This window comes from Metallosphaera tengchongensis (genome assembly GCF_013343295.1).
In the GTDB taxonomy this organism is placed as follows: domain Archaea; phylum Thermoproteota; class Thermoprotei_A; order Sulfolobales; family Sulfolobaceae; genus Metallosphaera; species Metallosphaera tengchongensis.
The window spans coordinates 804,673-831,179 of sequence record NZ_CP049074.1; the positions used below are offsets into that span (position 1 = coordinate 804,673).

The window sequence follows — 26,507 nt, forward strand, 5'->3', positions numbered from 1 at the left end:
GGATTTCACTCATCTCCAATGATTACAGAGGCCAAACAATTTTCAGACAACGAGATCTACGAGCTCTTAAGACCTTACGTAGCAGATTGGTTTAAGGAAAAATATGGTTCGTTCACTCCCCCTCAACGTGCATCAATACCTGCCATAAAGGATGGTCATAATGTCCTTATTTCTAGCCCCACTGGAAGCGGAAAGACTATGGCCGCATTCATAGGTATTTTAGACACTCTTCTCCATTACGCCGAGACCGGAAACCTTGAGGATAAGGTTTACGCCATTTACATCTCTCCTTTGAGGGCGCTAAATAACGATATGTACAAGAATCTGTTTTTACCTTTGGAGGAGATTAGGGCAAGGGTTAAATTACCAAAGGAAGTACGTGTAGGAATAAGAACTAGCGACACAACTTCTTACGAAAAGCAGAAAATGCTGAAAACCCCTCCACATATCCTCATCACAACTCCTGAATCCTTTGCAATTTCGATAGTTTCGCCCAAATTCAGCCAAAACTTGAAGGAGGTGGAATGGCTGGTAGTGGACGAGATCCATGAATTAGCCGGAAGCAAAAGGGGAGCGTTTCTGTCTGGATTCCTAGAGCTGTACGACTCATTCCTTTCAAAGAAAAGTCCTGTTAGAATTGGGCTAAGCGCTACCATATCCCCACTGGACGAAGTGGCTAAGTTTCTAGTGGGCGAGAAGAGAGACTGTAAAATAATCGACGCTCGTTTTATGAAAAGTGTAGATCTCAAGGTTATATCTCCTGTGAGGGATCTAATTCACTCAACCGAGGACGAGGTCAGTAATGGGATTTACAGGACTCTCGTAGAAGAAATAAAGAAGCATAGGACTACCCTCATCTTTACCAACACTAGAAGTGCAGCTGAAAGGGTTTCATACAAGCTCAGAAAAATTGTAGAACAAGAAAAACTATTTGATGCGGATTTGGTGGGGGCCCATCACAGCAGTCTGAGTAGAGATGTCAGACTGGAAATTGAAAATAAACTGAAAAATGGGGAGTTAAAGGTCGTAGTATCGTCAACTAGCCTAGAGCTGGGAATAGACATAGGCTATATTGACGTTGTAATCCTGTTAAGCAGTCCTAAGAGTGTCTCAAGAATGCTTCAACGAATTGGGCGAGCAGGACATCACATACGACAGATAAGCAAAGGGAGGGTCATTGTTGTTGATAGGGACGATCTTCTGGAATGTTCAATGCTTACCAAGTTAGCCAAGGATAGGAAGATAGACAACGTTCACATCCCGAAGTCACCTTTGGACGTTTTAACTCAATTGATTTTAGCTTCGGCACTTATGGGAGAGCCGCAACCAGACCTTCTTTATGAGACCGTTAGAAGATCTTATTCCTTCTCAAACCTAAGGAGAGAGGACTTCGATTCAGTCCTCAATTATTTACTGGGGAAATATGGTCTTGATTCTCGCAATGTCTATCCCAAGTTAAGAGAAGGTGAGAAAGGGCTGAAGCCAAAAAAAGGGAGTCGAATGATATTTTACATGAACAGTGGGACTATACCAGACGAGCCTTTAATCCCTGTATTTACGGAGAGTAATCAATATGTTGGAAACTTAGAGGAGGAGTTCGTGGAGATCCTATCGCCTGGGGATATTTTCATCCTAGGCGGGAAGACCTTCGAATACCTAACATCAAGAGGGAATAGGATCTTAGTTAGGCCAGCTGAGGGTCAAAGGCCTACCGTTCCTAGCTGGTTCTCAGAAATGTTACCGTTATCCATAGAGTCTGCTAGAAGAATATCTGAATTTAGAGGTGTAATAGCTGAGATGATTAGAAGAGGTAATAAAGCTGAGGAAATTGTGGACTTCATAAAGGAATACTTTGATATATCAAAGACAGCAGCTAGATCCCTTTTTGAATACATCAGAGAGCAATACTACTTTACAGACGGGTTAGTTCCAAGTGACAGAGAGATTCTAGTTGAAATATACGATGATGAAGAGGGAAGGAGAAACTTCATTTTCCACGCCCTTTTTGGAAGAAGGGCTCTTGACGCCTTATCCAGAGTAATAGCGTGGAAATTAGGAAAAGATCTGAACATGGACGTAAGAACCTCAATAAGTGACAATGGATTTATCCTCACGGTGGAGAACGCAGTCAATTATGATGTGACAAGGGCCGTAAAAGATATCGACCCAGATGAAGTCTATTCCCTCCTTTCCGACATTATATTACATACTGAAATGGTTAAGCGGCGCTTCAGACATACAGCGGAGAGATCATTTATGCTACTGAAAAGATACAAGGGAAGGGAAACTAACGTCGATAGGAGGCAGTTAAACTCGGAAGTTCTCATGAATGTCATAAGAGAAATTCCAGGATTCCCTATCCTTAAGGAGACAGTTAGGGAAATCCTAGAAGACTACATGGATATCTTTAGTGCAACTGAAATCTTAAGGGATATCAGAACGGACAAGATTAAGCTTACGGTTATAGGACCTACTAAGGTTCCCAGCCCGTTTGCCCATCAACTCCTGGCTAGAGAATACAGCGACATAGTGTTGGCTAGCGATAAAAGGGAGTTCTTAATGAAGATGCACGAAAAAGTCCTTCAGTTTCTTAAGGAGAAGGGGATCAATCTTGATCTCAGTTACACGAGAGTCAACGAATGAAAACCCTCTAATGCAATTTCCTGAAAGAATTATCCAAGGGACTCTCCAAATTTTCATTCCAAGTACATCTTTATAACTAGGTGCGCAAGTGCTCTCATGAGTGTGCACTATTGCCTCAATTTCGTCTATATACTTCAATAACTCTTCAGGTTCCATTACAAACTCGCTATCTTCCTCTGCGATGTTAGTTATCTCCACTACCTCTCCGTTAACAATAAGTGCGCATCTCTCCCTCAAGTGGACCAGAGTCCCTCTAAACCTGCTATCGACTTCAGGATGTCAGTTCTGGTTACCATACCGCTAACCCTATTCACTGGATCCATTACTAAAAGTCTTCCCACGTTATAGGTAACCATTTTCTTTACTGCCTCCATTATATCGTCGTCCTCCCTTATAGTGATCACTTCCTTCTTCATATATTCAGTTACTTTAGCGTCAAAGTTGCCCTCATAAAAGGCCCTCATTAGATCAGCCGTAGTAATTATTCCAGCAACATTTCCTGCATCATCCAGAACCGGTGCACCCCTAATACCCTCCTTATATAGAGTTCTAGCAGCTTCCCTAACTGTCATGATAGTTTTGAGCGATATAAGTCTCTTACTAATTATATTCTTAACGCGTTCCTTGGGTATGCTTATCATCCTCTTGACGTCTATGATAATTTCCCGCCTTTCTTCCTCAGTGTTCAAAACAACGCCTTCTATTACCAATCTGCTGTAAGGAGTCGGACCTAGCCTTACGGAGTCTCCAGGCCTTATTTTCTTTGGATCACCAGAAATTTTTAGGATTACTCTATTACCTGAGGGATTAGTTATATCCAGAAGTTCAATATTTTCAACTTTCACGTCAGTCTCTATGTTTCCCCTATAAAGGCTCAACTTATCAAGTAAAGGGAGAATTGTAGGATTCTTGACGAACTCGTAAGCCTTCAATGTCGGTAGATATCCGCCATTAGGTCCTGGTTTTGAATCCACTAAGCCTAAGACCTTGAGGCTCAGTATAATGTTCCTTACCGTTCCTTCATCCTTACTTATCATGTCGGCTACTTCTTTACTCTTTATCATTTTCTTCTCTCTGTTGTAAAGTTCTATGAGAGCTAGGAGGATCTCTCTTTGTGTAGATGATAAATTCTGCATACTAAATTATCATTTAATCAGTGTTTAAAAATATCTATGGTTGCACTGAGACCTCAAGGACTTTTCGTATAATCTTTGGACTAACGTTGAAAACTTCTTTTGAAATTAATGCTACATAACTGGATTTAGGCAAAGGATATTCTATTCCAATACTAATAGAAATAGCTTTTTTCATCGCTATATAGTTCATTTTATCCCTAATTAATCCTTCAGCTAGACTTTCGGCCAGCTTAAAGGCAGTGTAGAAACGGGAGAAGCTCCGTGCTGTATGTTTTACTGCGTCGTTGGGAGAGCTCTCCAATGTTCTTAGAGCCTGAATAAGCTTAGACTCCGATGAAAACGAGAAGACGACCTCAGTGAATATTAAACGTAAAGCCCTGGCTAAAATGTCCTTGTCGTTATTAGATAAATTGTACGCCTCGTCTGGTCCTTTCTCTATTATTGTGGAGGCTATCTCGTGAAATTTTTCTTCTTGAGGTAATAATTTATCAAATACTTGCTTATGCTCTTCATATAACCCAAGTCCCTCCTTCCCAACTACGAACAAACTGATCAGTTCCTTCTCGTAGAGATTGGTGGATTTAAACCCTCTAAACGGTCTGATCTCCCTTTCCTCATACGCTTGCTGAACCATAGAAAGTAAGCTGTTTCTGTCAAGGCTCTCCCACATATCCAAAACCTTTCCCCAGAGATCCGTAAGCACTTTCATTCTCTCTCTATAGAGCTCCTTAACCATCCTATGCCACGGAGATTTAATATGCATTCAGCCTTAAAAAGGATACACAATAAGCTAAGAAACATGAGCGTAGAAGAAAACCTCAAACCAAGCATTTTATTGATATCTCCTTCCGATATAGAGTCTGATATTAAAAAAATAGAGGAAGAACTGAAAATTATTCATAATGATAGTGATGACAAGATATTAAAACTTAAGGAAGACGTGCAAAGGCTCTGGAACTTTGTGGAATGGCTGAAGATAGCTCAAGTTCAGGGAATATGGAAATCGAAGACTTGTAGGTACTCAGATAACGGGAAGTGCAACGCGTGGAACGTGAATGAACCCGAGAAACTGGGATTGCCGAGCGAAGTCATAGAAGTGGATAGTAACAGTTCAAAACATGTAATTGTGGATAAGTTTCCCAATTTCTGTATCGCGTGTCCGCTATACGAAGCTAAGGCCAAGAGAAGTTAATATCTTTCTCTTATCCCTTTCTTCTAGGACCTTTCTAAGCAAATCTAGTTTCTTGGTGTCGATATTGGGATAGTTCTCAAATATTTCTAATAAACTGTCAATAAGATCCTCTACCATAATTTGCGCAATCTCCTCCTTTTCTTTCTCATCTGCTATTTTTATGGCCCTTACTATGGTTTCATCGCTTGGGTGAGTTTTCCCCTTATAGAACTTCACTATGGAGGCAGCGGATACTCCTAGATCTCTAGCTAGCTCAGATTTGTTTCTCCTTTCTAGAAGGGTCAAAACTATCTTTTCTCTACTCTCTTTGCTGAGATTGTGTACCGCCCTCATTATATAGAATATATACCCAAAATCTATTAACTTCTCTACTACTTTAATCCTAAATGAAGTCGATAGTTTTTAACCAAGGTATTATCGTTTCTGAACAGCCAGAGACCCCCATAGGATCTAAAAGTGTCGAGATATTACCTGAAAAAGTCCTCGTTGATGGAATTGAAAACTCCATATTTTTAGGTCTATTATGGGTAAAGCCAGGTACAATACTAGGATCTATAGGGATAGGGAAAATAAGGGACGTTGGGGTCGACTTACCTCAATCAATGATAGGGAAGAGGTCCTTGGTCTTCCCATTATCTGAAGCCATAGGTGGAATAGGAACTGAAGTTAATGGTCTCCTTTGCGAGAGAGCGGTGGTTCCTGTCGATTCAGTAATTACATTTTCAGAAAATATTGATGATAGGTACCTGATTCTCCCACATTTATCAGTAGCCTTGGATATAATGGAGAAAATAGGTGATGGGTCAACTCTCATAATTGGATCAGGTCTTACTGCAGTCCTTATACATATTTTTGGTAGAGATATGGACATAAATATCATGTATGACGATGGGAGTTTTAGATTATCCAATAACAACAAAGTCGTTAACATCGATAAGCAATGGGATAACATTGTAATATCCACCATGAGGGGTTGGGCTAGGCATTTAGCTCAAAGATTAGTGAAGCCCAGCGGACATATATTTATTCCTAAGTTCGTAAATTCGTGGCCATCTTTTATACCGCAAAGGTCGTTCCTCGTTAGACCTAGGTATAGAAGCGAACTGCTAGAATACCTCAACAGCAAAGAAGTAGAACATGTTATAAAGACCTACTTAGGGTATTCGGAGGACGCACTGTCATCGATTCCTACCACAAAGCCTGGAATAATCGTGGATGTAAAGAAGGTATGGGATAAAATAAATATCTCTGCAATTATAGAATAAATTCTATATCTTAGATTTGATTAGATTGCCCAGTATCTCTATTCCCTTGTTTATTTCTTCTTTCGATGGGAAGCTGTAGTTTATTCTCATGGTATTAGTGCCAGAATAATCGTAGTAGAAGCTATTTCCAGGGACGTAGGCTACACCCTGCATCATTGCTTGTTGGAGTAATTGCGTGGTGTTTAAGTTACCTGGAAGCCATACAAACACGAACATTCCTCCCACTGGTCTCGTTCTTTTTACATTGGAGGGGAAGTATACATCCATTGCACTTAACATCTGATTTCTTTTCTCCTTATACAATGACTTTACTTTAGGTAAATTGTTTTGTATTACGCCCTTCCTAATGGCTTCGGCTGCTATGAATTGATTAAAGGATGGTGTATGAAGATCTACGTTCTGTTTGAACAGTTCAACCTCCCTGATTATCTCTTCATCTGCAACGATCCACCCCAACCTTAGACCTGGGGAGAGTATCTTGCTAAAAGTTCCCAGATATATCACTCTACCCTCCTTATCCAGAGCTTTAAGTGGTGGGGGATTATCACCATCGAAAACCAGAAATCCATAGGCGTCATCCTCAACCACTAGAAAATCGTACTTGGAAGCCAATTCCATGACATATTTTCGGTCTTCCATATACATTGTTGTACCTGCGGGATTCTGAGCTGTAGGAATTATGTACAGAAGCTTGACTTTCTTACCCTCACTTTGAAGATTCTTCAACTGCCTTTCCATTTCGTGAAGATCTGGACCCCTCTCGCTAATAGGAACGCCATGGAACTCAGGCCTCCTGGTTCTGAGCACGTTAAGGGCAGTCAAATATGTGGGTTTCTCTACAAAGACATGATCTCCTGGGTTTACAAGAACATTGAAAAGAATATAAAGAGCCTCTTGGCTACCTACGCTAACGAAAATGTTATTCTGGGTGATATTTGATATCCCTCGGAGATTTGAGAAGGAAACTAGTTGTTCTCTGAGTTCAGATACTCCTGCCGTCGCAGTATACTGAAGGGCTTGCGAGGACTTTGACTCAAGGATTTCGTTGGTTATTTTCTTTATATCTTCAACAGGAAAAGTGGAAGGATCTGGCAGTCCTCCGGCAAAACTTATTACGTTTCTTCCCTCAGTGAGCTTAAGCAAATCCCTTATTTCCGACGACTTTAGTAACTGAGTATCTTTTGAGAAGAAACTTTCCCATTTACCCATGATAGCTATATTACAACTTAGTTTTTATTATTATGTGTAAGATGTATAACGCCGAGATCCTCACAATAGGAAATGAGCTATTAAATGGAAGGACAGTCAACACTAATGCTACCCACATAGCATCTAAGTTAACACTGTTGGGATTCACAGTCAGGAGGATAACCACAGTGGGAGACAACTTGAAGGACATTCATGACGCGGTAAAGGAAATTTTAAGCAGGAACCCAATGCTCCTAGTTACCAGTGGAGGATTGGGCCCTACATATGACGATATGACAGTGGAAGGTGTTGCGAACGCGTTAAACCTGAAAATAGAACTGAATAAGGAAGCCTATTCAGAGATTTTGGAAAAGTATAGGAGTAGAGGACTACAGTTGACAGAAGAAAGGTTAAAAATGGCAATGTTACCAGTCGGTGCTATTGCAATTAGAAATGAAGTTGGAATAGCCCCTGGAGTTTTGATCTCCTTACCTGGCACAGATATACTACTCACTCCAGGTGTTCCTAGGGAAATGGAGAGTATCTTGGAGAAATACCTAAAGGAGTATCTCAGATTCAAACCCGACATATATTACTACGAGGAGTTCTTCACAGTTAAGGGGGTAATGGAGTCTGAACTTGCCCCTTTTATCAAAAGGTTAGTTAAGGAAACCAACATTTACATCAAAACTCATCCCAAAGGTCACGAGACACTTAGTCCTAGCTTGGAAATTCAAGTGAGCGCAAACGGAAAAACAAAGGACGAGGCAGTTTACAAGGTCAAAAGTGCGATAGAGGAAATTAAAAATAAGGTAAAGTCTATGGGAGGAGTCGTTGTCTAAAAGACGTTTCGAGGTTCACTTGGCTTGAAGGTTTATGATAGATGCTAGATCAACCGGAGACTCCAAGTTTACGAAGTGACCAATACCTTCCAGTTCTTTGTATATATACCTCTTTGCTTTAGAAAAAACCTCACTGTTGCCCTTTAATCTGTCCTCACTTCCGTAGACGAGAGTTACCTTATCTAACTGAGGTATTAAGGACTCGTAATTTTTAGCCGATAATAGACCTTTCACTGCATTCACGTATCCTAAAACGCTGGTCTCCTTATAGAGTTCGACTAAATCTCTCCACATATAGTAGTTGGTCGAAAGTAACTCAGAAAACTCTCCCCTAATCTTTCTGTAATATGCCAATCCCTCCATACCATATCTTAACGCGACATCCATATATGACTGGTAGGGTATAGGGTCGGGTGCCTTGTAAAGGGCGCCCACGAGGACTAGAGAATCCGATCCCCTTCTTAGGCTGGTCTCAAGAGCTACCAGGGAACCCAACGAATGCCCTACTAGCGTTTCATCCCTCACATTGAGGTACTCAAGTAAGCTCACAAGGTCAACTGCAATATCCTCTATCGTGTAACCATAGTTTGGAACAGAAGACCTGCCGTGCCCCCTCAGATCGAAGGAAATCACAGTATATCGTGAGGCTAGTAGAGGCTTAACGTACTTCCAGCTCTTGGTAGATCCAGCTAAATGGTGGATAAGTACAACAGGAGACCCGCTCCCTTCAACTTCATAGTAAATGTCTACGTCTTTAAGCTCTAGAATAGGCAATTTAGACCATCCCCATTATTTTATCTAAGTAAAGCTCGGCAAGAACCACGGGATAGAGAACTCCATAATTCGACAAGATCTCTGGGCTAACCTCTCCTAGAATTCCAATTTGCTGACCTTCCATGTATATGTTTGCACACCTACCCTTTATAAAGAGTTTATCTTCAACTGCTTGATAACTTGGAGTTCTCCCAGTAAGGTTAGAGATAACCTCATGTAAAGGAGCTTGTAAGCCTTCATAGCTAACCTTACTATCCATTATTCCTAAGGAAACCCTAAGTTCGTTCAAATAAGAGGTGTCACTCTCAGCCTTAGCCTTCACCGTCTCACCAATCTCAAACACTCTAATTGGAAACCTTGAGTGTTGATTATTAGCTAGGAAAAGCAGAACATTCCACATGAGGGAGTTTCTAACAGAATCATAATCCACTGATATGGGATTCTCAACTTTAACGTAGTCCCCTGCAAGCTGATATGAGGATTTCATCAAAACTAAGGTGTAGATCTCCTGAAATTGGGCACCTATCAGTAACGACCTCAATTTCCTGTAGAATGAGCTTCTCTCCGAAAGCGTCCCTAACCCTTGACTGCTACCCTGGGTAAGAGAAAAGTTATCGTACCCTACTGCCATTGCCACGTCCTCAGCCAAGTCGGCATAAGTCATAATATCGACCCTGTATGGTGGAACTATTACTCTTATTTCGTCTCCGTCTAAACTTGCGTCCATCCTCATTTTCTGAATTAACCTAACAATTTCTCCTCCATCAAGGTCAGTACCCAATCGGCGATTAATATTGGATACATTTGCTGACACGTTGACGTGATTTAATAAAGGAGACTTAAACTCCTTGGTTCCCTTGACCACTACTGATCCTATCTCCGCTCCCAATTCGGCAAGATTTGTGGATAGAAGATCCAAGGTTTGATAAACCGCATCAAAATTGGTTCCAGTGACGTCAATCAGTAGTGAGGTAGTTTCTCCACTGATCCTTGTTCTTTCTGAATTTATAACAGGAGGGATACTTAGTACCCCCTCCACGTCAACTATTGCCGGTGTCATTCCATTTCTCACAGAGATATTCCCATATATCCTTCCTTGTTCTGTCTCTTTAAGAACCTCAGCCACACTCATTTCTCTACTCTGATTCAGCGGTACGAAAGTGGATGACAGTGGAAGGTTAATGTACTTTATAATTTTCCCCTTCACTTTCTTCAAGTCGTGTATACCTATGGCAACCTTTTTCCTTCTTCTACCTATAGTATCGTGAAGCTTTTCTTGGAATTGTATCAATTCTTTGAGATAAAATTCTGGGTTAAGTCTGACGTTATAGATCACGCAAGCCAAAGCGAAGGGTCTTGAAGGTACATCACCGACCTCTAATACATATTCGGTCTCATTTACCGAGTATTTTCTCTCTCCCTTCTCCTTTCCGCTTATTCCCTTCAGGGCCCTAACTATCCCTCCTAGACCTAACATATCAAGTCTATCTGCGTTGACTTCTACAGAAATTGTGTCCTGGTCTATCTCATTAACCTCAGATTTAAGCTTAAACAGATAATCGGATATTTCCTCTTTACTCAATCCTGTCATGGACTGAAGGATCCACTTATTGAGGTTCACAGTTGGCATTAGACTACCCTCCTAGATCTCAGATACTCAATATTTGTCGAGTAGAGATCCCTAATGTCTTTAACTCCAAGGAAAAGCATAGCTAACCTGTCTATTCCAATACCCCACGCACCAGCTGGCGCATAGACCCCTGAAGGATTGGTCACCTCTTCCCTAAGAAGACCTGCTCCGGCCATTTCTACCCAACCCAACGGGTCTACAAAACCGTATACCTCTACGCTGGGCTCTGTGAATGGGAAGTAAGCTGGCTTAAACTTAATCTGCTTTACTCCAAGTCCTGAAAAAATATCACGTAAGGTGCTAAGCAAGTCCCTGAAGGTAAACTCATCTTCTATAACTAGGCCATCCATCTGATGAAACTCAACCAGGTGAGTAGCGTCAATAGAGTCTGGCCTAAATACCTTACCGATTGTGAATACCCTCGCGTTCTTTGGGGATTTAGAGAGAACTCTAGCTGTAACTGCAGTGGTCTGACTCCTTAGCACCAACCTCTTGGCATTCTCTTCACTCCAAGAGTATTTCCACCACTTTTCATGCGTATCTTTGACTCGCCTCACTAACTCTTCATTGGGAAGGCTTCCGTGTCCATTAACAATAAACGAGTCATGTATTTCCCTTGCTGGGTGATCTTGTGGCTGGAATAGCATGTCAAAATTGTAGAACTCCATTTCCACGTAATCGCTGACCACTTCCTTAAATCCTAGACTTATCATAAGATCTTTCACTTTTTCAATAAAATCTCTAAAATAATGGGATTTTCCTATAGGATAGAAAGGTGGCAATGCCTCAACGTTATACGGTTTAAACTCCTTACCTCTCCATGATCCACTTACAAGCATCTCATGGGTAAGATACAGCTCTTGTGGTTTCGATACTGCATCTTGGGTAAGCTCGACCTCAACTAGTCGACGCTCTTTGCGTTCAACTAATTTCCTTTTCATTAGCGTTTGAATTTCATTTTCGTTCAGTGAGTCTCCATTTCTGAGTTTTAAGAGCAACGTATTCTCAGGCGACGAATAATCCTTAACAAGAGGCTTGATTTCTTCTCCGTTAAGCTCAACCAACCCCTTTCTCTTAGCCCAGCCCAGAGCGATCTCGAAGTCCGAACCCATCTTAGACCTTAACTCTTGTAAGTTTCCCACATTCCCGTTCAAGAGCCTTAACAATTTGTCCTCAGGCATTCCGTCCCTTAGCCTGCTCTCCCCCTCAGATGTTAGGGATATATACTGTATTTTTTTATCAGAAATTACTTTAACAATGCCTTTGGACTCCAGTAGTGCCAGATTACTAAAAACCGTGCTTAGGGGTAATCCAGTCTCTTTAGATATTTCATCAGATGTGGCGACCTTTTTTGACTTTAAGAAAGAAATAATCTTTAGCTCTGAATCGCTTAACATTACTCTACAACTCTATGGACTGGCCTGGTTGAAGAAGGATTGCCTCATAACCCCTCTCTTTAACTCCTTTTATGAAAATTTGTGGATCTACCTTTATCATATCCCAGGTGTTGAAGTGAATGGGAATTGCCGCTTTCTTGGGCTTTAGCATCTCAACAGATTTAATGGCCTGGACAGGATCCATTGTAAACCTCCCTCCAATAGGTAAAAGTACGTAATCGGGTCTGAAAGTTTCCCCAATTAGCTCCATATCCTTAAACAGTCCTGTATCTCCTGCGTGATATATTGTTCTATTTCCATCAGAAACTATAATACCTGATGGGTCACTATGCTCGCTTGAATGTACAGCCTTAGTTAAAGCTAAGCGTATACCCTCGTGTTCTACATACCCACCTATGTTAGCTGGAATTATTTGACTTTCTGGAATTTTAAACTGGTTTGCAACATACATTGCCAAGTCAAAGGTTGTGTATAAGACAGCGTTTTTGTTCATGTTAAGAATCTCCACTGTGTCCCCTAGGTGATCATAATGGTCATGGGTTACACCGACGATATTAACTCCTTGGAAATAACCAAGCTTTACTGGAGATAACGGGTTGTTCTTAATGAGGGGATCTATCACAATCCTTTTCCCCATTAAAGTAATTTCCACAGCCGCATGGCCTAGCCATCTTAATTGAGGCATGTTTAAGATGTAATGAGACTAAAAATAAAAATTTCGTCAATCATATTCTCCATATGACTGAGGAAGAACTTAAACTGATAATAAGGGCCGGACAGATAGCTGCTAAAGCAAGAGATGCTGGAGCCAAGATGATAAGACCCTCTGAAAAGGTCATAAATGTCTGTGAGACCGTAGAGAAAATCATCATTGATGAGGGAGCTAAACCTGCGTTCCCTTGTAATCTATCCATTAACAATGAGGCAGCACATTATAGCCCAGTTATAGGAGACGAGAAGGTCATCCCAGAGAACGCCGTTGTGAAACTTGATATAGGAGCTCACATAGATGGTTACATTACAGATACTGCAGTTACGGTTTACTTAGACGAAAAGATGGAAAAACTAGCGATGGCGGCCAAGGACGCTCTAACTGCTGCTATTGCAAATTTCAGATCAGGGGTACAGCTCTCAGAGATAGGTAAGGTAATAGAAAAGACGATAAAGATGTACGGATTCAAACCTGTAAGGAATCTGGGTGGACATTTGGTCCGAAGATATGAGCTTCATGCGGGAATTTTCGTCCCCAACGTTTACGAAAGAATTCCTGGGAAAATAACTAGTGGTTACACCTATGCCATTGAACCTTTTGCAACCGACGGTGGCGGAGAAGTGGTGGAAGGCAAAGATGTTACCATATATGCCCTCAGATCAAGGACGTCGAAAGGCCTTACTGAGATCGAAAAAAAGTTCATAGAAGAAATAGATAAACGTTTTAAAACCCTTCCCTTCTCAGAAAGATGGCTAAAAGATCTAGGGAGCAAGGAGGAAGTGGAAGTAACCCTTAAGACACTTAGCAAAAGAGGAGTTCTTCATTCATATCCTGTCCTAATGGAGGTTAAAAAGGGAATGGTATCTCAGTTTGAGCATACTGTCTACGTTAGCGAAAAGGAAACCACGGTTTTAACATGAGCTTTTGGATACTTTGATAAAAGTTTAATTTCTCACAATCGCGACTCTATACGAAGATTATGAACAGTCTGATAATTGCTCTCGCGCAAACTAGCAGTCAAGGCCAGAGCGGCGCTGCCTTGGCGTTCTCATACATATTCTACATATTTTTCATTGCTTTATTAGCAATATCTTTCTTCCCTGGAGTACAGCAGAAGACTCAAATAATGTTTTTGAGCAGAGATGTGGAACAAAAGCTACAAATGATAGAGGGTTTCCTTAAGGATTCGAGGGGTTTAACAGAGAAGTTATTGAAGGATAAAGGATTTTCAGATCCTAAGGCTTTCATTGATAGAGTTATAGATAGATTTGTTATAGACCCAGTAAGCGTGGAGCCAACTGACATAATAAATCGAATGAAACTTCTAATGAGAAGTAACGAGGACGCTGTTAGAGAGATGATAACTACAGTTTCCCCTAATATCGATCCAATGACGAGAAGTCAGATTGAGATCTCGGCTGAAGTTGTGAACGCTCTAAACTTAATTTACAAAGTCATAAGGCATTATCTAATAATGGCTAAGAAGCTAAACAGTATAATGATAATGTATCAGTTACAGATGGTTGCCCCAATTTACGTTAAGTATGCCGAGGCATATGCTAAGGCACAGAAGGTATTCCTCCAAGGCATACCTATAGGAGACGGCTTAGGTCCACTAGTGGCTTCTAGATTTTTGATGAAGGCTGATCAAAAGTTTACAGTAAGCAAAGACACAGTTGCTGGAACCCTAGAATTCGAGGGAAGAAAGTTAATCATAGTTAAAGCCGAGGGACCTATGGCTACCGTTGGAACGCCCGGGGAGGGTGTTCAGAACGTCATTGAGAGGGAGAATGGCAGGATATCGAGGATTATCACAGTGGACGCTGCACTAAAATTAGAAGGGGAGGAGACGGGAAGCGTTGCGGAGGGTATGGGTGTTGCGATGGGCGACCCTGGACCCGAAAAGATAGCCATAGAGAGAGTAGCAGTAAAGTACGGAATACCTATAGATGCAGTTATAGTCAAGATGAGTATGGAAGAGGCAATCACTGAAATGAGGAAAGAAGTTTACCAGGCAGCGGACAAAGCAATAGAGTTCGTAAAGAGGATAATACTTGAGAGAACCAAACCAGGTAGCACAGTAGTGTTGGTCGGCGTTGGAAATACTGCCGGGATAGCCCAGTGATATTTTATGGCAATTAGTGTTGATTCCAAACAAACCCTCAAGGTAAAAACAGTGATAAAGTGTACTCAGTGCGACTATACTCAAGAAAGGGAGTTTCAGGTAGGGGACTTTGTGTTAAAACTGGTTGGGAATTGCCCCAAGGATAATGGACCGTTGTACATAGCAGGAATATATGCTGAGTCCGTAACACCTAAGAAATAATTTTTTAAGAAGGTAGCCCAATATATAATTGTCCACCCGGTCATAGCGGGGGAGCAACACCCGGTCTCATCTCGAACCCGGAAGTTAAGTCCTCCGCGTTGGAGGTGCTGTGGGATCCGAAAGGGCCCGTAGCTACTCCAAACTGGGATGGACTTATTATTTTGTGTTTAGATTTTCGGTACATGAAAAGGATTTTTGATGAGGTTTATGGAACTATTGAGCTTGACGATGCCTCGGTAAACCTAATAGATTTGCCAGAGTTCCAGAGACTGAGAAGAATAAGGCAGACTAGCCTTGCTTATATAGTATACCCTGGGGCTACTCACACCCGATTTAGCCACTCTTTGGGGACCTATTATTTAACCAACAAAATAGGACAAAGACTAGTGCATGAGGGGATAATAAACCAGGACGAATTAAACGTAGTGAAAGTTGCCTCCCTAATCCACGATATAGGTCAGTTTCCCTTTAGTCATGCCATAGAGGCCTACTACTTGAAGCAAGGTTTGGGAAATAAGGAAGTTAGGGACCTGCTACTACGTGGGTCGTTTGGTGACTCACTTTCAAATTATGGATTTGATCCAAGAGAAATATCTGACATTTTTTCCGGATCGAGTTTATTGACATCCATCATAGATGGAGACGTAGACGTCGATAGAATGGATTATTTAGTTAGAGATTCCACTCACACAGGAATACAGCTGGGAAGGATAGATCTAGACAGACTGATTTTCACCATCATGTATAAGGAAAAAGGGATCTCGGTGAGAGATAAAGGGATAATAAGTCTTGAAAATTTTTACCTGTCAAGGTTACATATGTACCAAGCCGTTTATTATCATAAAACTATACTTGGTTACGAATTATTTCTGACGAACCTCTACTCTAGGTTGTTGGAGGAGTGCGAAAGCATAGAAGTCAAAGACGTGAGAGAAACCATTTCCAATCAGACGTTTCCCTATTGGGATGACGAATGGGTCTTTGGATCACTTTACAAATGCTATAGAGAGAACCCCAACAGCGATTTCGCAGAGAGGATAAAGGACTTCTTAGACAGGAGGGGCCCAAAAGTAGTATTCGATGAAATATCCTATAACGAAAAGGATGACAGTAAATTTAGGGAGGCTACAGAAACACTAAACAGAGTAATTCCAGAGGATTTCCTTTATCCGTATGAGGAGTCAATAACTATCTTTGACAAGAGTAGGATCTCAATTATCTCTAAGGAAGTTGAGGTGACAGTTGATAGATACCCTACTCTCTTGCAGTCTATTCCAGAAAAGCTAGTAATCAGAAGGATTTATGTGGATAGAAGATTTGTAGATAGAGCTAGGGAATTCATGTGATAGAGCTAATTCTAACAGATCTAGACGGAACCTTAACCATGGATAGGGGCACGTACTTGTTGGACACGAGAGCGATTGAGGCCCTTAGAAGGGCTGAGAGAGCTGGAATAAGGGTCGCATTGGTAAGCGGAAACTCATACCCAGTTCTAAGGGGGCTCTACAACTATTTAGGAATAACAGGAGGGATAGTAGCCGAGAATGGGTGTTTCGTGTATTATAACTTTCAGACTGAAAGGGTGTGCGAAACAATTCCCAGGAGTGTAGTGGAGGATTTTCGCAATAAATTCAATTTAAGGGAAAGTTGGCAGAACGAGTTCAGGAAGTCAGACTTCGGTTTCACTCCAGCTCAAATAACCCCGGAGATTAAGGCCTGGGCTGATGAGAGAGGCCTTGTTGTTCAAAGTAGCGGGTATGCCCTACATTTAGCGGGAAAACCTGGAGGAAAGGGAGCTGGTGTGAAAAGGCTCCTAGAGTTAGTAGGAGTACAAAGTGAGAAAGTTGGTGCAATTGGGGACTCAAGGACCGACATAGAGATGTTTACGTATGCCAAAGTAAAAGCTGCGGTAGGCAACGCTGATCCAGATCTTGTTAAAGAAGCTAACGTAAAGCTCAAATTAAAAAGCGGGGCCGGCTTTACGGAATTCATTGAAATGATTTTGGGATGAGTGGAAATGGATCTAGAAGAAACTATATATAAGTACGCTCTAGCCAATGCTGTAAAACATGAAGGGAAGGCCCAGGTAGGACCTGTTGTCAGCAAAGTTTTTGCAGAGCATCCTGAGCTTAAGTCGAGAGCGAAAGAAATTGTTCAGCTTGCTAACAAAATAGTCCAACAAGTCAACTCCATGGTTCCTGAGGACCAAAGAAGGGAGCTAGAAAAGAAATATCCTGAACTTTTGGAGGAGAGAAGAGTCGAGGAGAAAAAGACCCTTCCAGAACTTCCCAACGTTAAGGGGACGGTCGTTACTAGGTTTGCCCCAAATCCTGATGGCCCAATTCACTTAGGGAACGCAAGGGCTGCAGTCCTCTCCTTCGAATATGCTAAAATGTATAAGGGCAAATTCATATTGAGGTTCGATGACACCGACCCTAAAATAAAGAAACCATTAAAGGAAGCCTACAACTGGATAGAGGAGGATCTTGCATGGTTGGGAATAAAGTGGGATTACAAGTTCTCTGCCTCCAGTAGAATGGATAGATACTATGAAGTAGCTAAGATGCTAATTGAGAAAGGTCACGCCTACATTGACACTGGAAGTGACAAGGACTTTAAGAAGTGGAGAGATAATTTGGCGAAAAAAGGGGACCCATACAAGCCTAGAAATAACTCTGTAGAGGAGAACTTGGAATTATGGGAGAAGATGCTGAAAGGGGCCTTCCAGGAAGGGGAAGCTGTAGTAAGAATAAAGACCGATCCCAATGATCCAGATCCCTCACAAATAGATTGGGTTATGCTTCGAGTGATAAACACAAAGAAGAACCCACATCCCATAACTGGAGATAAATATGTAGTGTGGCCAACTTACAATTTCGCAACAGCAGTGGACGATCATGATTACGAGATTTCCCACATATTGAGGGCGAAAGAGCACATGTCAAATACCGAGAAACAGAAGTGGGTCTATAAATACTTGGGATGGAACGTCCCAGAGATCCTCCAGTTCGGCAGATTGAAGCTAGAGGGATTTATGATGAGCAAGTCGAAGATAAGGGGTATGATGGAGACTGGAAGCCAGAGGGACGATCCAAGACTTCCTACCATTGCGGGACTTAGAAGAAGGGGCATCATTCCTGAGACGATCAGAGAACTGATTATTCAAGTGGGGCTTAAGGTTACAGACGCAACGATTAGCTTCATGAATGTTGCCTCCCTAAACAGGAAGCTTTTAGACCCAGTTGCCAAGAGGGTGATGTTTGTAGTTCCGTCTAACTCACTTAAATTGAACATACCCCAACCCATGAGGGCAGTTATACCGTTAACCCCATCAAAACAGGAAGTCAGAGAGATTACTGTAAATCCTGGAGATGAAATTTACTTAGATGAGAGGGATCTCAAAGAAGGAGAAGGAAAGATTGTCAGATTGATGGATTTGTGTAATGTCAAAATAATGGGTAACTCATTGGAATACGTCAGCCAAGACTTAGACTCGGCCAAGAAGTTGGGAGCCAATATTGTGCAATGGGTTAAGGTAAGCGAGAGTGTCAAAGTCAGACTTTTGAGAGCTGAGCCTAATTCCAATACTGAAGTTAAGGAAGGATACGGTGAGGGTTATTTCAGGAGGCTTAAAGATGGGGATATAGTACAACTAATTAGATACGGCTTCGCTCGGGTTGACAAAGCTGATCAAGATAAGTATGAGATGATATTCTCACATGAGTAACTTTTTAACTCCATACTATTAATCCACCTAGCGTGACGACACAAGAAGGAGGATGAACGCAATGTCCAAACCATCTTATGTAAAATTTGAGGTACCGCCCGAGTTGGCGGAGAAAGCGCTTGAAGCGTTGAAAAAGGCAAAGGAAACCGGGAAAATTAGGAAAGGAACTAACGAAGCTACCAAAGCAATAGAAAGGGGGCAAGCTAAACTAGTACTGATAGCCGAAGACGTTCAACCGGAGGAGATAGTAGCACATCTACCCCCTCTGTGCGAGGAAAAGAAAATACCATACATCTACGTCCCCTCCAAGAAGGGAATTGGTGAAGCCTGCGGACTCCAGGTTGGAGCCTCAGCAGCCGCCATAGTTGATCCCGGGCAAGGAAAGGATGTATTGGATGAAGTACTAAGAAGAGTTTCAGAAATAGTAGGAAAATCTTGATTTTTTAGAATATTATAACTCCTCTAGAATTCTAAGGCACTGTATAATTTTTTATAGTTGAATCGTCTTCTTTAGCTAGAAAATTACAATAACATAAAATTTACTAGACTATAATACTTAAGACCAGAAGTCGGATCGGATACATATTATGCGGACCCGGGGGGATTCGGACCCCCGACCCTCGGCTCACTTCGGCCCATAGAAGGCCGGCGCTCTATCCTGGCTGAGCTACGGGTCCATGCATATAACTACGGGTCTATCAAAAAAGATTTACTCTTTTATTTTGGCTATAGCCCAACGCGGGAATCTAAATATAACTTGATTGCTTGCCCCTTGACGCGACCCTTAGATGTACTCAGGGAAAAGGATTGACCTAATCTCTGTACTTGGACTCCTCCATTTTCAAGGGAATAAGTTTATAATGCGAGAGGCTATGTAGTCTTACAATAAGGGGCCGTCGTCTAGTCTGGGCCAGGACGCCAGGCTTGGGCCCTGGTAATCGGGGGTTCAAATCCCCTCGGCCCCATTCTTAGGAGCTCCATGGAAAGGGAAGAACGTCCTTATTATCGAATCAGGAATTGATATTCCATGAATTCCTATCAATATTCAAGAGCACTTATGATCTTTTAAGACATATGATTAATGAGTTATGTTTCTAATTAAAGTTATTAATACAATATAAATTGCCTTCTAGCCCAAAATTTAAAGAAAAGGTAGGATTGATTTTTAGGGTGTGATCAACTTAGATGCTTCTCGAGATGGTCAGATTTCTCGCATCTGTGGGGAAAGTTTTAAATGGGATTTGTAGTTATGATAATTGCCTATGCCGCGGTAGCTCAGTCGGCAGAGCGCCCGGCTGTTAACTAAATGCAGACACCGGGCGGTCGACGGTTCGAGTCCGTCCCGCGGCGTTGTGGGGTTTCCCCACATTTTTAATGCAACGTTTTAACGTCAAGTTCATAGACCTTTTAATTTTTATAAAACATTGAAAGCTACGGTTTAACTGCGTTCCAAAAGATTTCAGTAAAAGTGTTTTTATATCCTCGATAAGGAGAACGACAAGCCTCTCCCTTTAGGGCGGGGAGGAGGTCAGTTACATTTCGAGAAGGGAAAATCAAGAGAGGAAAAGGGCTACTACCATGGAAGACTGAACCATAACCACAAGGTATCATGAGGAGGTTGATGAATAGTTACTCCTAAATTCAATGTAAGGTATGATGGTTCAACTAAAACACTTCAGCATCCATGGGACTACTGAGGGGTGTATAGGATTTAACGGTATTACCGGTGAGGTACTTCTTGAGCAATGTGTGAGACTAACGTAAAGGGTGATAAATTAGAAAAAGTCTTGAAATCATCCAATAACTTAATAAAACAAATAAAGTGACTCAGATCCTAATAACTACTGTCTGTAATACGTAAGCTAATACGGCAAAGATTATCTCGACGCTCCATAGAACTACAACTATTTGGTACTCCCTAAATTTCCCCATTTTCATTACAACATGAGTCAAAGAGTTTGGGATAGTGTCCCAATATAGTGCTCCGTCACTCCCTACCTTACCGAATGATACGCCCTTAAATTTCGTCCTGGCCTTTAATATAAACTCAGCGACGTACGGAAGATATAGCACAGCTAAGGCTGTATACATGTAGCCCGATATTCCAATAGAGCCAATAGCGGCCCCTATAAGATAAGTACCAATATTCCCTAAAAATGCCTTAGCAGGATACTTGTTAAAGTAAAGGAATACCGCTAGTACAACTGCTAATATAAGCGCGATCTCGCCAGCTTCTGCTGTTACACCTGCTCTAGTTAAACCTATTACAGCCAGTGTAGAAGCCATTATGAGACCCATTCCTGTACCTAGACCGTTAAGTCCTTCCAACATGTTAAATGCGTTAGATGAGATAGTAAGAGACATGGGAATTATTAGAACGTAGTAGAGAAGACCAAAATTCACTAATCCAACAAAAGGAATGGAAATGACTGAGTGTCCTACGCTATATATTGCCAAGGGAACTGAAGCGAAAATCGGCATTACCGCACGGGCTGACTGCTTAAGGTTAAGGATGTCATCTAATAGACCTAAAAATCCTATTATGAGAGACGACAACAGAACTGAAGTTATTATTCCTGCGAACTCTTGATCCAACACTAAAAGCGCGAAGTTACCTGCAATGAAGCCAGATAGAATACCCACTCCGCCCAGAATCGGGACTTCCGGTTTATCCGGTTTGTTTACGTCCTTACCTACTAATCCTCTATTTGCAGAGGCCTTGATTACCCACTTGGTTGATAAAAAGGTGACCACTATTGCCACTACGACTGGTATTATTACATCCATCAATTATTTTCGCCTTTTTATTACCAAGTCTGCTATCTCCTTTAGACCTTCCAGAGCCTTCGTGTTCTTAGCTTCTACACTATTTAGTGCACTCAAAGCCTTATTATAATAGTGAGAAGCTAGAGATTGAGCATAGGTTAAGGATATGGATGAAAGTACCTGTGCTGTCTCCTTTATCTTTACTGGATCGTTGGAACCGAGTCCTTCTAGTATTACCTCCCTCTCCTTCTTGTTAGCTACTTCCAGTGCCCTTATAACTAAGATCGTTTTCTTACCTTCCCTTATATCACTGAACACTGGTTTCCCAAGCTCCTTTTCGTCAGCAGTCAGGCCTAAAATATCATCGACAATTTGAAATGCTATACCTATATTTTCTCCATACTCATATAAATTCCTCAAGTTCTCCTCAGATCCACCTGCCACCAGCCCTCCCAGATAGGCTGAACATGCGAAAAGTTGTGCTGTCTTCTTCCTTATCATCTCTATGTATTCCTCCTCCTTGACGTCCCACCTCTTTTCAAAATCCATGTCCATAGCTTGCCCCTCCGAAACTATTATTACTGATTTCGAGAAACAGCTGAAAGCTTTGTAGATTCTGTCCGAATCCAGTCCCTTTACGGACTCAGTTAAAATCTCAAAGGCCTTAGCGTGGAGGAGGTCTCCAGCTAATATGGCTGTGGGTACACCCCACTTCACGTGAACGGTGGGCAAGCCTCTCCTTAGGGCGTCCTGGTCCATAATATCATCGTGAATCAGGGTGAAGTTATGTAAAACTTCCACCGCTGCACCTGCTAGCAGGGCTCTGGTCTGGTCGCCCCCTAAGATGTCGGCTGCTAGAACTACCATTATAGGCCTAAGCCTTTTCCCTCCAGCTTCGATTAGATACCTGGAGGCCCCATAAAGCTCTTGGATATTCCCTTGCAGAAAAGATAACATTACACTATTAACTTTTGTCGCTATGTCCTCAAAATATTCCTTTAATCCCATTACGCTCTCTTTCTTATATTTTCATATGTAGATAAGGTTAATCCTCTGCTCTCAACCCATTCCCTTAGCCTTCCCCATATGACTAAGGGGGCTCGCCGCAAGGCTGAAATATCTTTAGACCCTGTGAGAAACATTGCTGACTTGAGTTCAAAATGAACCTCTTCAAAGAACTTTCTTAGTTGGGCCTTGCCTTGAGTTGCCCTATGGAGTACTGGGTTTGCCATCCCAGCTATATTTGCCCCTAAAGCTATGGACTTAGCTACGTCCAACCCGGTCCTAATTCCACCACTAGCTATCAAGAAGGCATCTGGAACTGCATAGCGAGTTTCAATTAAGGATGCACCTGTGGGTATTCCCCAACCCGAGAAGAGTTTGGAGCTGTTATACTTCCAGTTTCCTTTCCTTCTATTTCTGACAGCTTCCACTGCGATCCAGCTCGTGCCACCTTGACCGGATACATCTATTATGGAGAAGCCATAATCGAAAAGAATCTTAGCTGTTTCCATCGAGATTCCGGTCCCAGATTCCTTAATTATGACAGGGACCCCCAACTCCTTGGAAATATCCCTTAAGGTACCTAGGGCTGATACTGGGTAATCCGGTTCTCCCTCAGGTTGAAACAGCTCTTGAGCCGGGTTAAGGTGTACTGCAATGGCATCTGCTTCGATCATCTGGACCGCATCCTTAAAATGCTTTATACCGTACCCTTTGACAACCTGGGGAAGTCCTAGATTGGCTACCAGCGGGGCAGTTGGCGCCATTTTCCTGGTAACTCTGAAGCTCTCTGCAGTCTCTGGTTTTTCTATCCCTACCCTCTGGCTCCCTACTCCCATAGCTAATCCCATTTCCTCAACTACCTCTGCTATTGTGGAGTTTATTTTACCCAACTCCTGGTGTCCCCCAGTCATCCCTGTGACCATCAAAGGCATTGAGATTTGCTTTTTCAGAAAGCTCGTTCTCGTGTCGATATCCTTTACGCTTATCCCTGGGATAGCTTGATGAATTAAGACGACGTCTTCCAGAAGAGTTGAAACAATTTCCTCGACGTCCTCATAAAGACATATCTCAACGTGCTCTAGTTTCCTATTTATTAAGCTCATTCCCTCACCTTGATAAGTGTGCCTATCCTCTCTCCCTTCAATGCGTTAAAAATATTTCCCTTCCTCTTTCCGTTAAATACTAAGGAATTCACGTTAGCGGTAAATATCTTCCTCAATTTTTCTGCCATCCCTCCTGTAACGTCGTAGGAGTCGTGTTCTAAGCCTACAAAGTCCTCCAACCTATCAAGCTCATACACGACTTTCCCGTTTACAATTACACCGTCAACGTCGGTAGCGAAGAGGGCTGTCAAGGAGTACTTTTTTGCAATAGCTATGGTTAGGTCGTCCCCTGAAACTATTTCCCCGTTTTCCCTGACATCGCCGTAAATGACTGGCATGTACCCCAGTTCAATCACTCGCTCCAAGTGTTCCATGTTAAAATATCTACCAGGTATTGGGAAAGCTCTTATCCCTAGAACCGAGATTTCCCTCATGATGTATGCGTTAAGTTCTTGCATCGAGACTGCAGTAAGCTGTATCCTAGTTGGGGCTCTCTTAGACGCTTCATAGTGACCGAAACTACCTCCGCCGTGAACTAAAACTAGACCTTGTGAGAAGTCCCTTAGCTCACTTAGACACTGCCTCGTCACAGCAACATCTAAGCAGTATGGAACAGATTTACACGTTAAAACGCTTCCTCCTAACTTAAGAACTCTACGAGGCACGCCCATATAGAATCCCATATCCATTTCCATTTTCCAAAGTATGGGGTAGGTAGACCATAAATTACGTGCCATAAGCCGTTCTCTGATCTGATCAGATCATCACTCAACCCCTCACTCATTTTCACTGTGATCAAGCCCGCAAAGTGAGTGAGAGCGTTATCTAAGGAGAGTGCCTCGGGTAATGGGTACTTGAACAAGAACTTAACGCGGGGGAGTTTAATCCTTACTTCGATGGGATCCTCACCCTCTCTGTATAAAATTGACGTCGATTCTCTCTGCACTTTTCTCATTCCTCTCAGGACGCCCAAGTCAAATAATGCCTGGTCGATCAAGTCAAGGACATCCCAGATCTCGTTCTTAGCCAATGAGATCTTGTTGGCTAGGTCTTCCATTGCAATGAGGGATCCGTAAACATATTGGGAGAGCATGGGAATCTGGGGGAGCTTTACCTCAAGCGGGGAGAAACCCGTAGCCTCCTTAAACGTGTCTCTGAACCTTTCCCACCAACTAGGTTTCTCCACTCTTTCTGAAATGAATTTTGATTTCACAATCAGGAAAGGGTTATTTATACCCTGTATACCTAACCCTGAAAGAAGAAGTGGCGCTTCAATCTCCAAATCTGACCGCAAGATAACCTACCACAGAGGACTTATCACCAGAAGTATCCCCAGAAGTCGCGTGCTTTAGGATATGAGGTTTCTTTCCCATCTTCTTGGATAGAATTAAAGATGCCATTATGGGAGCGTACCCGCAGACAGTAACATCGTCCTCTTCCACAACCCTATAGAGCTCCTTGTAGTTCAGGTCAACGATCTGATTTATCACCAACTGGTCCTTCTCTAAGGTCTGCTCGTGAGGGTCGTAATGATTTAAATCCGAACTCGCCAACACTACTATATCCATATCAGGATGTGCTTTGATAAATCTCCATATGCCTTCTGCTACGAAACTAGCTATCTCAGGAGTTTGCATCAGGATGGTAATTGGAAGGATATTCAAGTCAAAGAAATATTGCATAAACGGTAGCTGGACTTCTATGGAGTGTTCATAAAGGTGAGCTTTCTCGTCAATATCCACTACTTCCGAAAGGGAGACCAATTCCTTGACTAAAGACCGTTGTACCCTGGCTGAGCCCAGAGGAGTTTCCCAATCTCCTTCAGGCCATATTGAAACCTCAGAACCGTAACCCGTATGGTTTGGACCTAATATTATAACAAGGTCTGGCTTTCCCTCAGAGACAAGGTAGTAGTAAGAATGAGCTGCCACGGGTCCACTATAAATGTAGCCTGCGTGAGGTACGATAAATATCGGGTTCTCTCTAGGACCGGATCTGGAGCCTAGTTGTGGGATCTTTCCTGGACCCACAGGATGCAAAAAGGACCATTTTATTCTCTCTCTCAGCTTTAGGGGATCGTCTTCATAAAAAGATCCAGCGACAGCAGGCCTCCTAATCACTGAGATAATTTCACCTCGAATTCTTCAACCTTTACAGGTATGTCTCCATCTAATGGGATCTCCTTCCTCTCCCTAAGTATTTGCCTAGCCAATATCCAGTATAACAGAGCTAGAGATTTCCTACCCTTGTTATTGGATGGTATTACCAGATCAACGTAGTCTATTTTAGCATCAGTATCTGAAAACGCCACTACCGGTATTCCCACATCTGCTGCCTCCTTTATCGCCTGAAGGTCGGTTCTGGGATCCGAAACTAACAGAACCTCAGGTTCAATATAGTCTTCTAGATAGGGATTCGTAAGCATACCAGGAACCATCCTACCTACTACAGATCTTCCGCCTATTACCTCGGCGAATTTCTGGACTGGAGTAAAGGCATAAGGACGGGACGCTACTGCGAGTATTGACTGAGGCTGGAACCTTGCCAAAAACTTCGCAGCGACCCTTAATCGCTCGTCTATTTTCCTTACGTCCAAGACATAAAGACCTTCTGGCCTTACTCTGTAGATGAACCTCTCCATATACCTTGTACAAGTATGGGTCCCTATGTGGACACCTGCAGAGAGATAGTTATCTAAATGGACAAGAAGCTCTATTGTTGCTCCTCTTTCACCTCTCTGCATCTCTTCTTTTTCTTCCTCGGTTAATTGAGTACCCCTTTCGTTCTCGCTCATCAAAACC

At 42.3% G+C, this 26,507-nt stretch carries 25 protein-coding genes, 3 tRNA genes and 1 rRNA gene; 13 read left to right on the top strand and 16 right to left on the bottom strand.

The features are described from left to right. Window positions 1-21: 21 nt before the first annotated feature. A complete protein-coding gene (locus GWK48_RS04260; protein ID WP_425487492.1) occupies window positions 22-2,643 on the top strand; it encodes an ATP-dependent helicase in 2,622 nt (873 codons plus the stop codon). Between the two features lie 233 nt (window positions 2,644-2,876). Here GWK48_RS04260 and GWK48_RS04265 read toward each other — a convergent pair whose 3' ends face one another. Both GWK48_RS04265 and GWK48_RS04270 read right to left on the bottom strand, forming a co-directional pair. After that, window positions 2,877-3,779, bottom strand: a complete 903-nt coding sequence (locus GWK48_RS04265) for a CBS domain-containing protein (RefSeq protein WP_174629932.1) — start codon at window positions 3,777-3,779, stop codon at window positions 2,877-2,879. A gap of 34 nt (window positions 3,780-3,813) precedes the next feature. Next, window positions 3,814-4,515 (bottom strand): DUF2192 domain-containing protein, encoded by a 702-nt coding sequence (locus GWK48_RS04270; RefSeq protein WP_174632535.1) that lies wholly within the window; start codon window positions 4,513-4,515, stop codon window positions 3,814-3,816. A gap of 63 nt (window positions 4,516-4,578) precedes the next feature. Between GWK48_RS04270 and GWK48_RS04275 the strand changes: the two genes are divergently transcribed. Then, window positions 4,579-4,971 (top strand): hypothetical protein, encoded by a 393-nt coding sequence (locus tag GWK48_RS04275; protein ID WP_174629934.1) that lies wholly within the window; start codon window positions 4,579-4,581, stop codon window positions 4,969-4,971. Here GWK48_RS04275 and GWK48_RS04280 read toward each other — a convergent pair. Next, the gene (locus GWK48_RS04280; RefSeq protein WP_174629936.1) at window positions 4,942-5,304 is read right to left on the bottom strand and encodes a hypothetical protein; all 363 of its coding nucleotides are present in this window, start codon (window positions 5,302-5,304) and stop codon (window positions 4,942-4,944) included. The two genes, GWK48_RS04275 and GWK48_RS04280, sit on opposite strands and share 30 nt — an antisense overlap. A gap of 53 nt (window positions 5,305-5,357) precedes the next feature. Between GWK48_RS04280 and GWK48_RS04285 the strand changes: the two genes are divergently transcribed. After that, on the top strand, window positions 5,358-6,236 hold the full coding sequence (locus tag GWK48_RS04285; protein WP_174629938.1) for an MDR/zinc-dependent alcohol dehydrogenase-like family protein: 879 nt from the start codon (window positions 5,358-5,360) through the stop codon (window positions 6,234-6,236). Between the two features lie 3 nt (window positions 6,237-6,239). On the opposite strand, the gene GWK48_RS04290 is transcribed toward GWK48_RS04285, so the two are convergent. Next, complete coding sequence (locus GWK48_RS04290) at window positions 6,240-7,445, bottom strand: aminotransferase-like domain-containing protein (RefSeq protein WP_174629940.1); 1,206 nt, start codon at window positions 7,443-7,445, stop codon at window positions 6,240-6,242. A gap of 41 nt (window positions 7,446-7,486) precedes the next feature. Here GWK48_RS04290 and GWK48_RS04295 point away from each other — a divergent pair, with 41 nt between their 5' ends. Beyond that, a complete protein-coding gene (locus tag GWK48_RS04295; protein ID WP_425487493.1) occupies window positions 7,487-8,266 on the top strand; it encodes a nicotinamide mononucleotide deamidase-related protein in 780 nt (259 codons plus the stop codon). Between the two features lie 15 nt (window positions 8,267-8,281). On the opposite strand, the gene GWK48_RS04300 is transcribed toward GWK48_RS04295, so the two are convergent. From GWK48_RS04300 to GWK48_RS04315, 4 genes are read right to left on the bottom strand one after another with little or no spacing between them, the layout of a single operon-like run. Continuing rightward, the gene (locus GWK48_RS04300) at window positions 8,282-9,040 is read right to left on the bottom strand and encodes an alpha/beta fold hydrolase (protein ID WP_174629943.1); all 759 of its coding nucleotides are present in this window, start codon (window positions 9,038-9,040) and stop codon (window positions 8,282-8,284) included. A gap of 1 nt (window position 9,041) precedes the next feature. Beyond that, on the bottom strand, window positions 9,042-10,670 hold the full coding sequence (gene pheT, locus GWK48_RS04305; RefSeq protein ID WP_174629945.1) for a phenylalanine--tRNA ligase subunit beta: 1,629 nt from the start codon (window positions 10,668-10,670) through the stop codon (window positions 9,042-9,044). Next, window positions 10,670-12,067 carry a phenylalanine--tRNA ligase subunit alpha gene (gene pheS / locus GWK48_RS04310; RefSeq protein ID WP_174629947.1) on the bottom strand — a complete coding sequence of 466 codons (1,398 nt, stop codon included), beginning with the start codon at window positions 12,065-12,067 and terminating at the stop codon, window positions 10,670-10,672. Before pheS ends, pheT begins: the two co-directional genes overlap by 1 nt. A gap of 4 nt (window positions 12,068-12,071) precedes the next feature. Beyond that, complete coding sequence (locus GWK48_RS04315) at window positions 12,072-12,752, bottom strand: metal-dependent hydrolase (protein ID WP_174629949.1); 681 nt, start codon at window positions 12,750-12,752, stop codon at window positions 12,072-12,074. Window positions 12,753-12,805: 53 nt separating this feature from the next. Between GWK48_RS04315 and map the strand changes: the two genes are divergently transcribed. The 7 genes from map (at window position 12,806) to rpl7ae (ending at window position 19,271) form a co-directional block, all read left to right on the top strand. Next, window positions 12,806-13,699, top strand: coding sequence for a type II methionyl aminopeptidase (gene map, locus GWK48_RS04320; protein WP_174629950.1), 894 nt, complete (start codon window positions 12,806-12,808; stop codon window positions 13,697-13,699). A 59-nt stretch (window positions 13,700-13,758) separates the two neighbouring features. Beyond that, a complete protein-coding gene (locus GWK48_RS04325; RefSeq protein WP_174629952.1) occupies window positions 13,759-14,904 on the top strand; it encodes a DUF1512 domain-containing protein in 1,146 nt (381 codons plus the stop codon). 238 nt (window positions 14,905-15,142) lie between these two features. After that, window positions 15,143-15,250 (top strand): 5S ribosomal RNA (gene rrf / locus GWK48_RS04330). A 37-nt stretch (window positions 15,251-15,287) separates the two neighbouring features. Then, window positions 15,288-16,451, top strand: a complete 1,164-nt coding sequence (locus tag GWK48_RS04335) for an HD domain-containing protein (RefSeq protein WP_174629954.1) — start codon at window positions 15,288-15,290, stop codon at window positions 16,449-16,451. Then, window positions 16,448-17,116 carry a phosphoglycolate phosphatase gene (locus GWK48_RS04340; protein ID WP_174629956.1) on the top strand — a complete coding sequence of 223 codons (669 nt, stop codon included), beginning with the start codon at window positions 16,448-16,450 and terminating at the stop codon, window positions 17,114-17,116. The genes GWK48_RS04335 and GWK48_RS04340 overlap by 4 nt, the downstream gene beginning before the upstream one ends. Beyond that, window positions 17,117-18,832 carry a glutamate--tRNA ligase gene (locus GWK48_RS04345; protein WP_425487486.1) on the top strand — a complete coding sequence of 572 codons (1,716 nt, stop codon included), beginning with the start codon at window positions 17,117-17,119 and terminating at the stop codon, window positions 18,830-18,832. A 61-nt stretch (window positions 18,833-18,893) separates the two neighbouring features. Then, on the top strand, window positions 18,894-19,271 hold the full coding sequence (gene rpl7ae / locus GWK48_RS04350) for a 50S ribosomal protein L7Ae (protein WP_174629960.1): 378 nt from the start codon (window positions 18,894-18,896) through the stop codon (window positions 19,269-19,271). A gap of 151 nt (window positions 19,272-19,422) precedes the next feature. Here the strand turns inward: rpl7ae and GWK48_RS04355 are convergent. Continuing rightward, window positions 19,423-19,509: transfer RNA gene (locus tag GWK48_RS04355), tRNA-Arg, on the bottom strand. A 212-nt stretch (window positions 19,510-19,721) separates the two neighbouring features. On the opposite strand from GWK48_RS04355, the gene GWK48_RS04360 reads away from it, so the two are divergent. Both GWK48_RS04360 and GWK48_RS04365 read left to right on the top strand, forming a co-directional pair. Continuing rightward, a tRNA-Pro gene (locus GWK48_RS04360) sits at window positions 19,722-19,797 on the top strand. A gap of 299 nt (window positions 19,798-20,096) precedes the next feature. Further along, a tRNA-Asn gene (locus GWK48_RS04365) sits at window positions 20,097-20,182 on the top strand. A 477-nt stretch (window positions 20,183-20,659) separates the two neighbouring features. On the opposite strand, the gene GWK48_RS04370 is transcribed toward GWK48_RS04365, so the two are convergent. The 7 genes from GWK48_RS04370 to rpsB are packed head-to-tail and all read right to left on the bottom strand — an operon-like array spanning window position 20,660 to window position 26,500. Then, window positions 20,660-21,619 (bottom strand): MraY family glycosyltransferase, encoded by a 960-nt coding sequence (locus GWK48_RS04370; RefSeq protein ID WP_174632537.1) that lies wholly within the window; start codon window positions 21,617-21,619, stop codon window positions 20,660-20,662. 3 nt (window positions 21,620-21,622) lie between these two features. Continuing rightward, the gene (gds, locus tag GWK48_RS04375; RefSeq protein WP_174629961.1) at window positions 21,623-22,606 is read right to left on the bottom strand and encodes a geranylgeranyl diphosphate synthase; all 984 of its coding nucleotides are present in this window, start codon (window positions 22,604-22,606) and stop codon (window positions 21,623-21,625) included. Further along, window positions 22,606-23,706 carry a type 2 isopentenyl-diphosphate Delta-isomerase gene (fni, locus tag GWK48_RS04380; protein WP_174629963.1) on the bottom strand — a complete coding sequence of 367 codons (1,101 nt, stop codon included), beginning with the start codon at window positions 23,704-23,706 and terminating at the stop codon, window positions 22,606-22,608. Before fni ends, gds begins: the two co-directional genes overlap by 1 nt. Then, the gene (locus GWK48_RS04385; RefSeq protein ID WP_246263907.1) at window positions 23,703-24,395 is read right to left on the bottom strand and encodes an isopentenyl phosphate kinase; all 693 of its coding nucleotides are present in this window, start codon (window positions 24,393-24,395) and stop codon (window positions 23,703-23,705) included. The genes fni and GWK48_RS04385 overlap by 4 nt, the downstream gene beginning before the upstream one ends. Further along, window positions 24,347-25,000 (bottom strand): hypothetical protein, encoded by a 654-nt coding sequence (locus GWK48_RS04390; RefSeq protein ID WP_174629965.1) that lies wholly within the window; start codon window positions 24,998-25,000, stop codon window positions 24,347-24,349. Before GWK48_RS04390 ends, GWK48_RS04385 begins: the two co-directional genes overlap by 49 nt. Then, complete coding sequence (gene amrB / locus GWK48_RS04395) at window positions 24,978-25,826, bottom strand: AmmeMemoRadiSam system protein B (RefSeq protein WP_174629967.1); 849 nt, start codon at window positions 25,824-25,826, stop codon at window positions 24,978-24,980. The genes GWK48_RS04390 and amrB overlap by 23 nt, the downstream gene beginning before the upstream one ends. Further along, a complete protein-coding gene (rpsB, locus tag GWK48_RS04400; RefSeq protein ID WP_174629969.1) occupies window positions 25,823-26,500 on the bottom strand; it encodes a 30S ribosomal protein S2 in 678 nt (225 codons plus the stop codon). The genes amrB and rpsB overlap by 4 nt, the downstream gene beginning before the upstream one ends. Window positions 26,501-26,507 lie beyond the last annotated feature (7 nt).

Bases quoted from the DNA above. Each gene is read 5' to 3' on its own strand.
- GWK48_RS04265 (WP_174629932.1), bottom strand. From the start codon at position 3,779: ATGCAGAATTTATCATCTACACAAAGAGAGATCCTCCTAGCTCTCATA.
- GWK48_RS04270 (WP_174632535.1), bottom strand. From the start codon at position 4,515: ATGGTTAAGGAGCTCTATAGAGAGAGAATGAAAGTGCTTACGGATCTC.
- GWK48_RS04275 (WP_174629934.1), top strand. From the start codon at position 4,579: ATGAGCGTAGAAGAAAACCTCAAACCAAGCATTTTATTGATATCTCCT.
- GWK48_RS04280 (WP_174629936.1), bottom strand. From the start codon at position 5,304: ATGAGGGCGGTACACAATCTCAGCAAAGAGAGTAGAGAAAAGATAGTT.
- GWK48_RS04285 (WP_174629938.1), top strand. From the start codon at position 5,358: ATGAAGTCGATAGTTTTTAACCAAGGTATTATCGTTTCTGAACAGCCA.
- GWK48_RS04290 (WP_174629940.1), bottom strand. From the start codon at position 7,445: ATGGGTAAATGGGAAAGTTTCTTCTCAAAAGATACTCAGTTACTAAAG.
- GWK48_RS04295 (WP_425487493.1), top strand. From the start codon at position 7,487: ATGTATAACGCCGAGATCCTCACAATAGGAAATGAGCTATTAAATGGA.
- pheT (WP_174629945.1), bottom strand. From the start codon at position 10,670: ATGCCAACTGTGAACCTCAATAAGTGGATCCTTCAGTCCATGACAGGA.
- pheS (WP_174629947.1), bottom strand. From the start codon at position 12,067: ATGTTAAGCGATTCAGAGCTAAAGATTATTTCTTTCTTAAAGTCAAAA.
- GWK48_RS04315 (WP_174629949.1), bottom strand. From the start codon at position 12,752: ATGCCTCAATTAAGATGGCTAGGCCATGCGGCTGTGGAAATTACTTTA.
- map (WP_174629950.1), top strand. From the start codon at position 12,806: ATGACTGAGGAAGAACTTAAACTGATAATAAGGGCCGGACAGATAGCT.
- GWK48_RS04325 (WP_174629952.1), top strand. From the start codon at position 13,759: ATGAACAGTCTGATAATTGCTCTCGCGCAAACTAGCAGTCAAGGCCAG.
- GWK48_RS04335 (WP_174629954.1), top strand. From the start codon at position 15,288: ATGAAAAGGATTTTTGATGAGGTTTATGGAACTATTGAGCTTGACGAT.
- rpl7ae (WP_174629960.1), top strand. From the start codon at position 18,894: ATGTCCAAACCATCTTATGTAAAATTTGAGGTACCGCCCGAGTTGGCG.
- GWK48_RS04370 (WP_174632537.1), bottom strand. From the start codon at position 21,619: ATGGATGTAATAATACCAGTCGTAGTGGCAATAGTGGTCACCTTTTTA.
- gds (WP_174629961.1), bottom strand. From the start codon at position 22,606: ATGGGATTAAAGGAATATTTTGAGGACATAGCGACAAAAGTTAATAGT.
- fni (WP_174629963.1), bottom strand. From the start codon at position 23,706: ATGAGCTTAATAAATAGGAAACTAGAGCACGTTGAGATATGTCTTTAT.
- GWK48_RS04385 (WP_246263907.1), bottom strand. From the start codon at position 24,395: ATGGATATGGGATTCTATATGGGCGTGCCTCGTAGAGTTCTTAAGTTA.
- rpsB (WP_174629969.1), bottom strand. From the start codon at position 26,500: ATGAGCGAGAACGAAAGGGGTACTCAATTAACCGAGGAAGAAAAAGAA.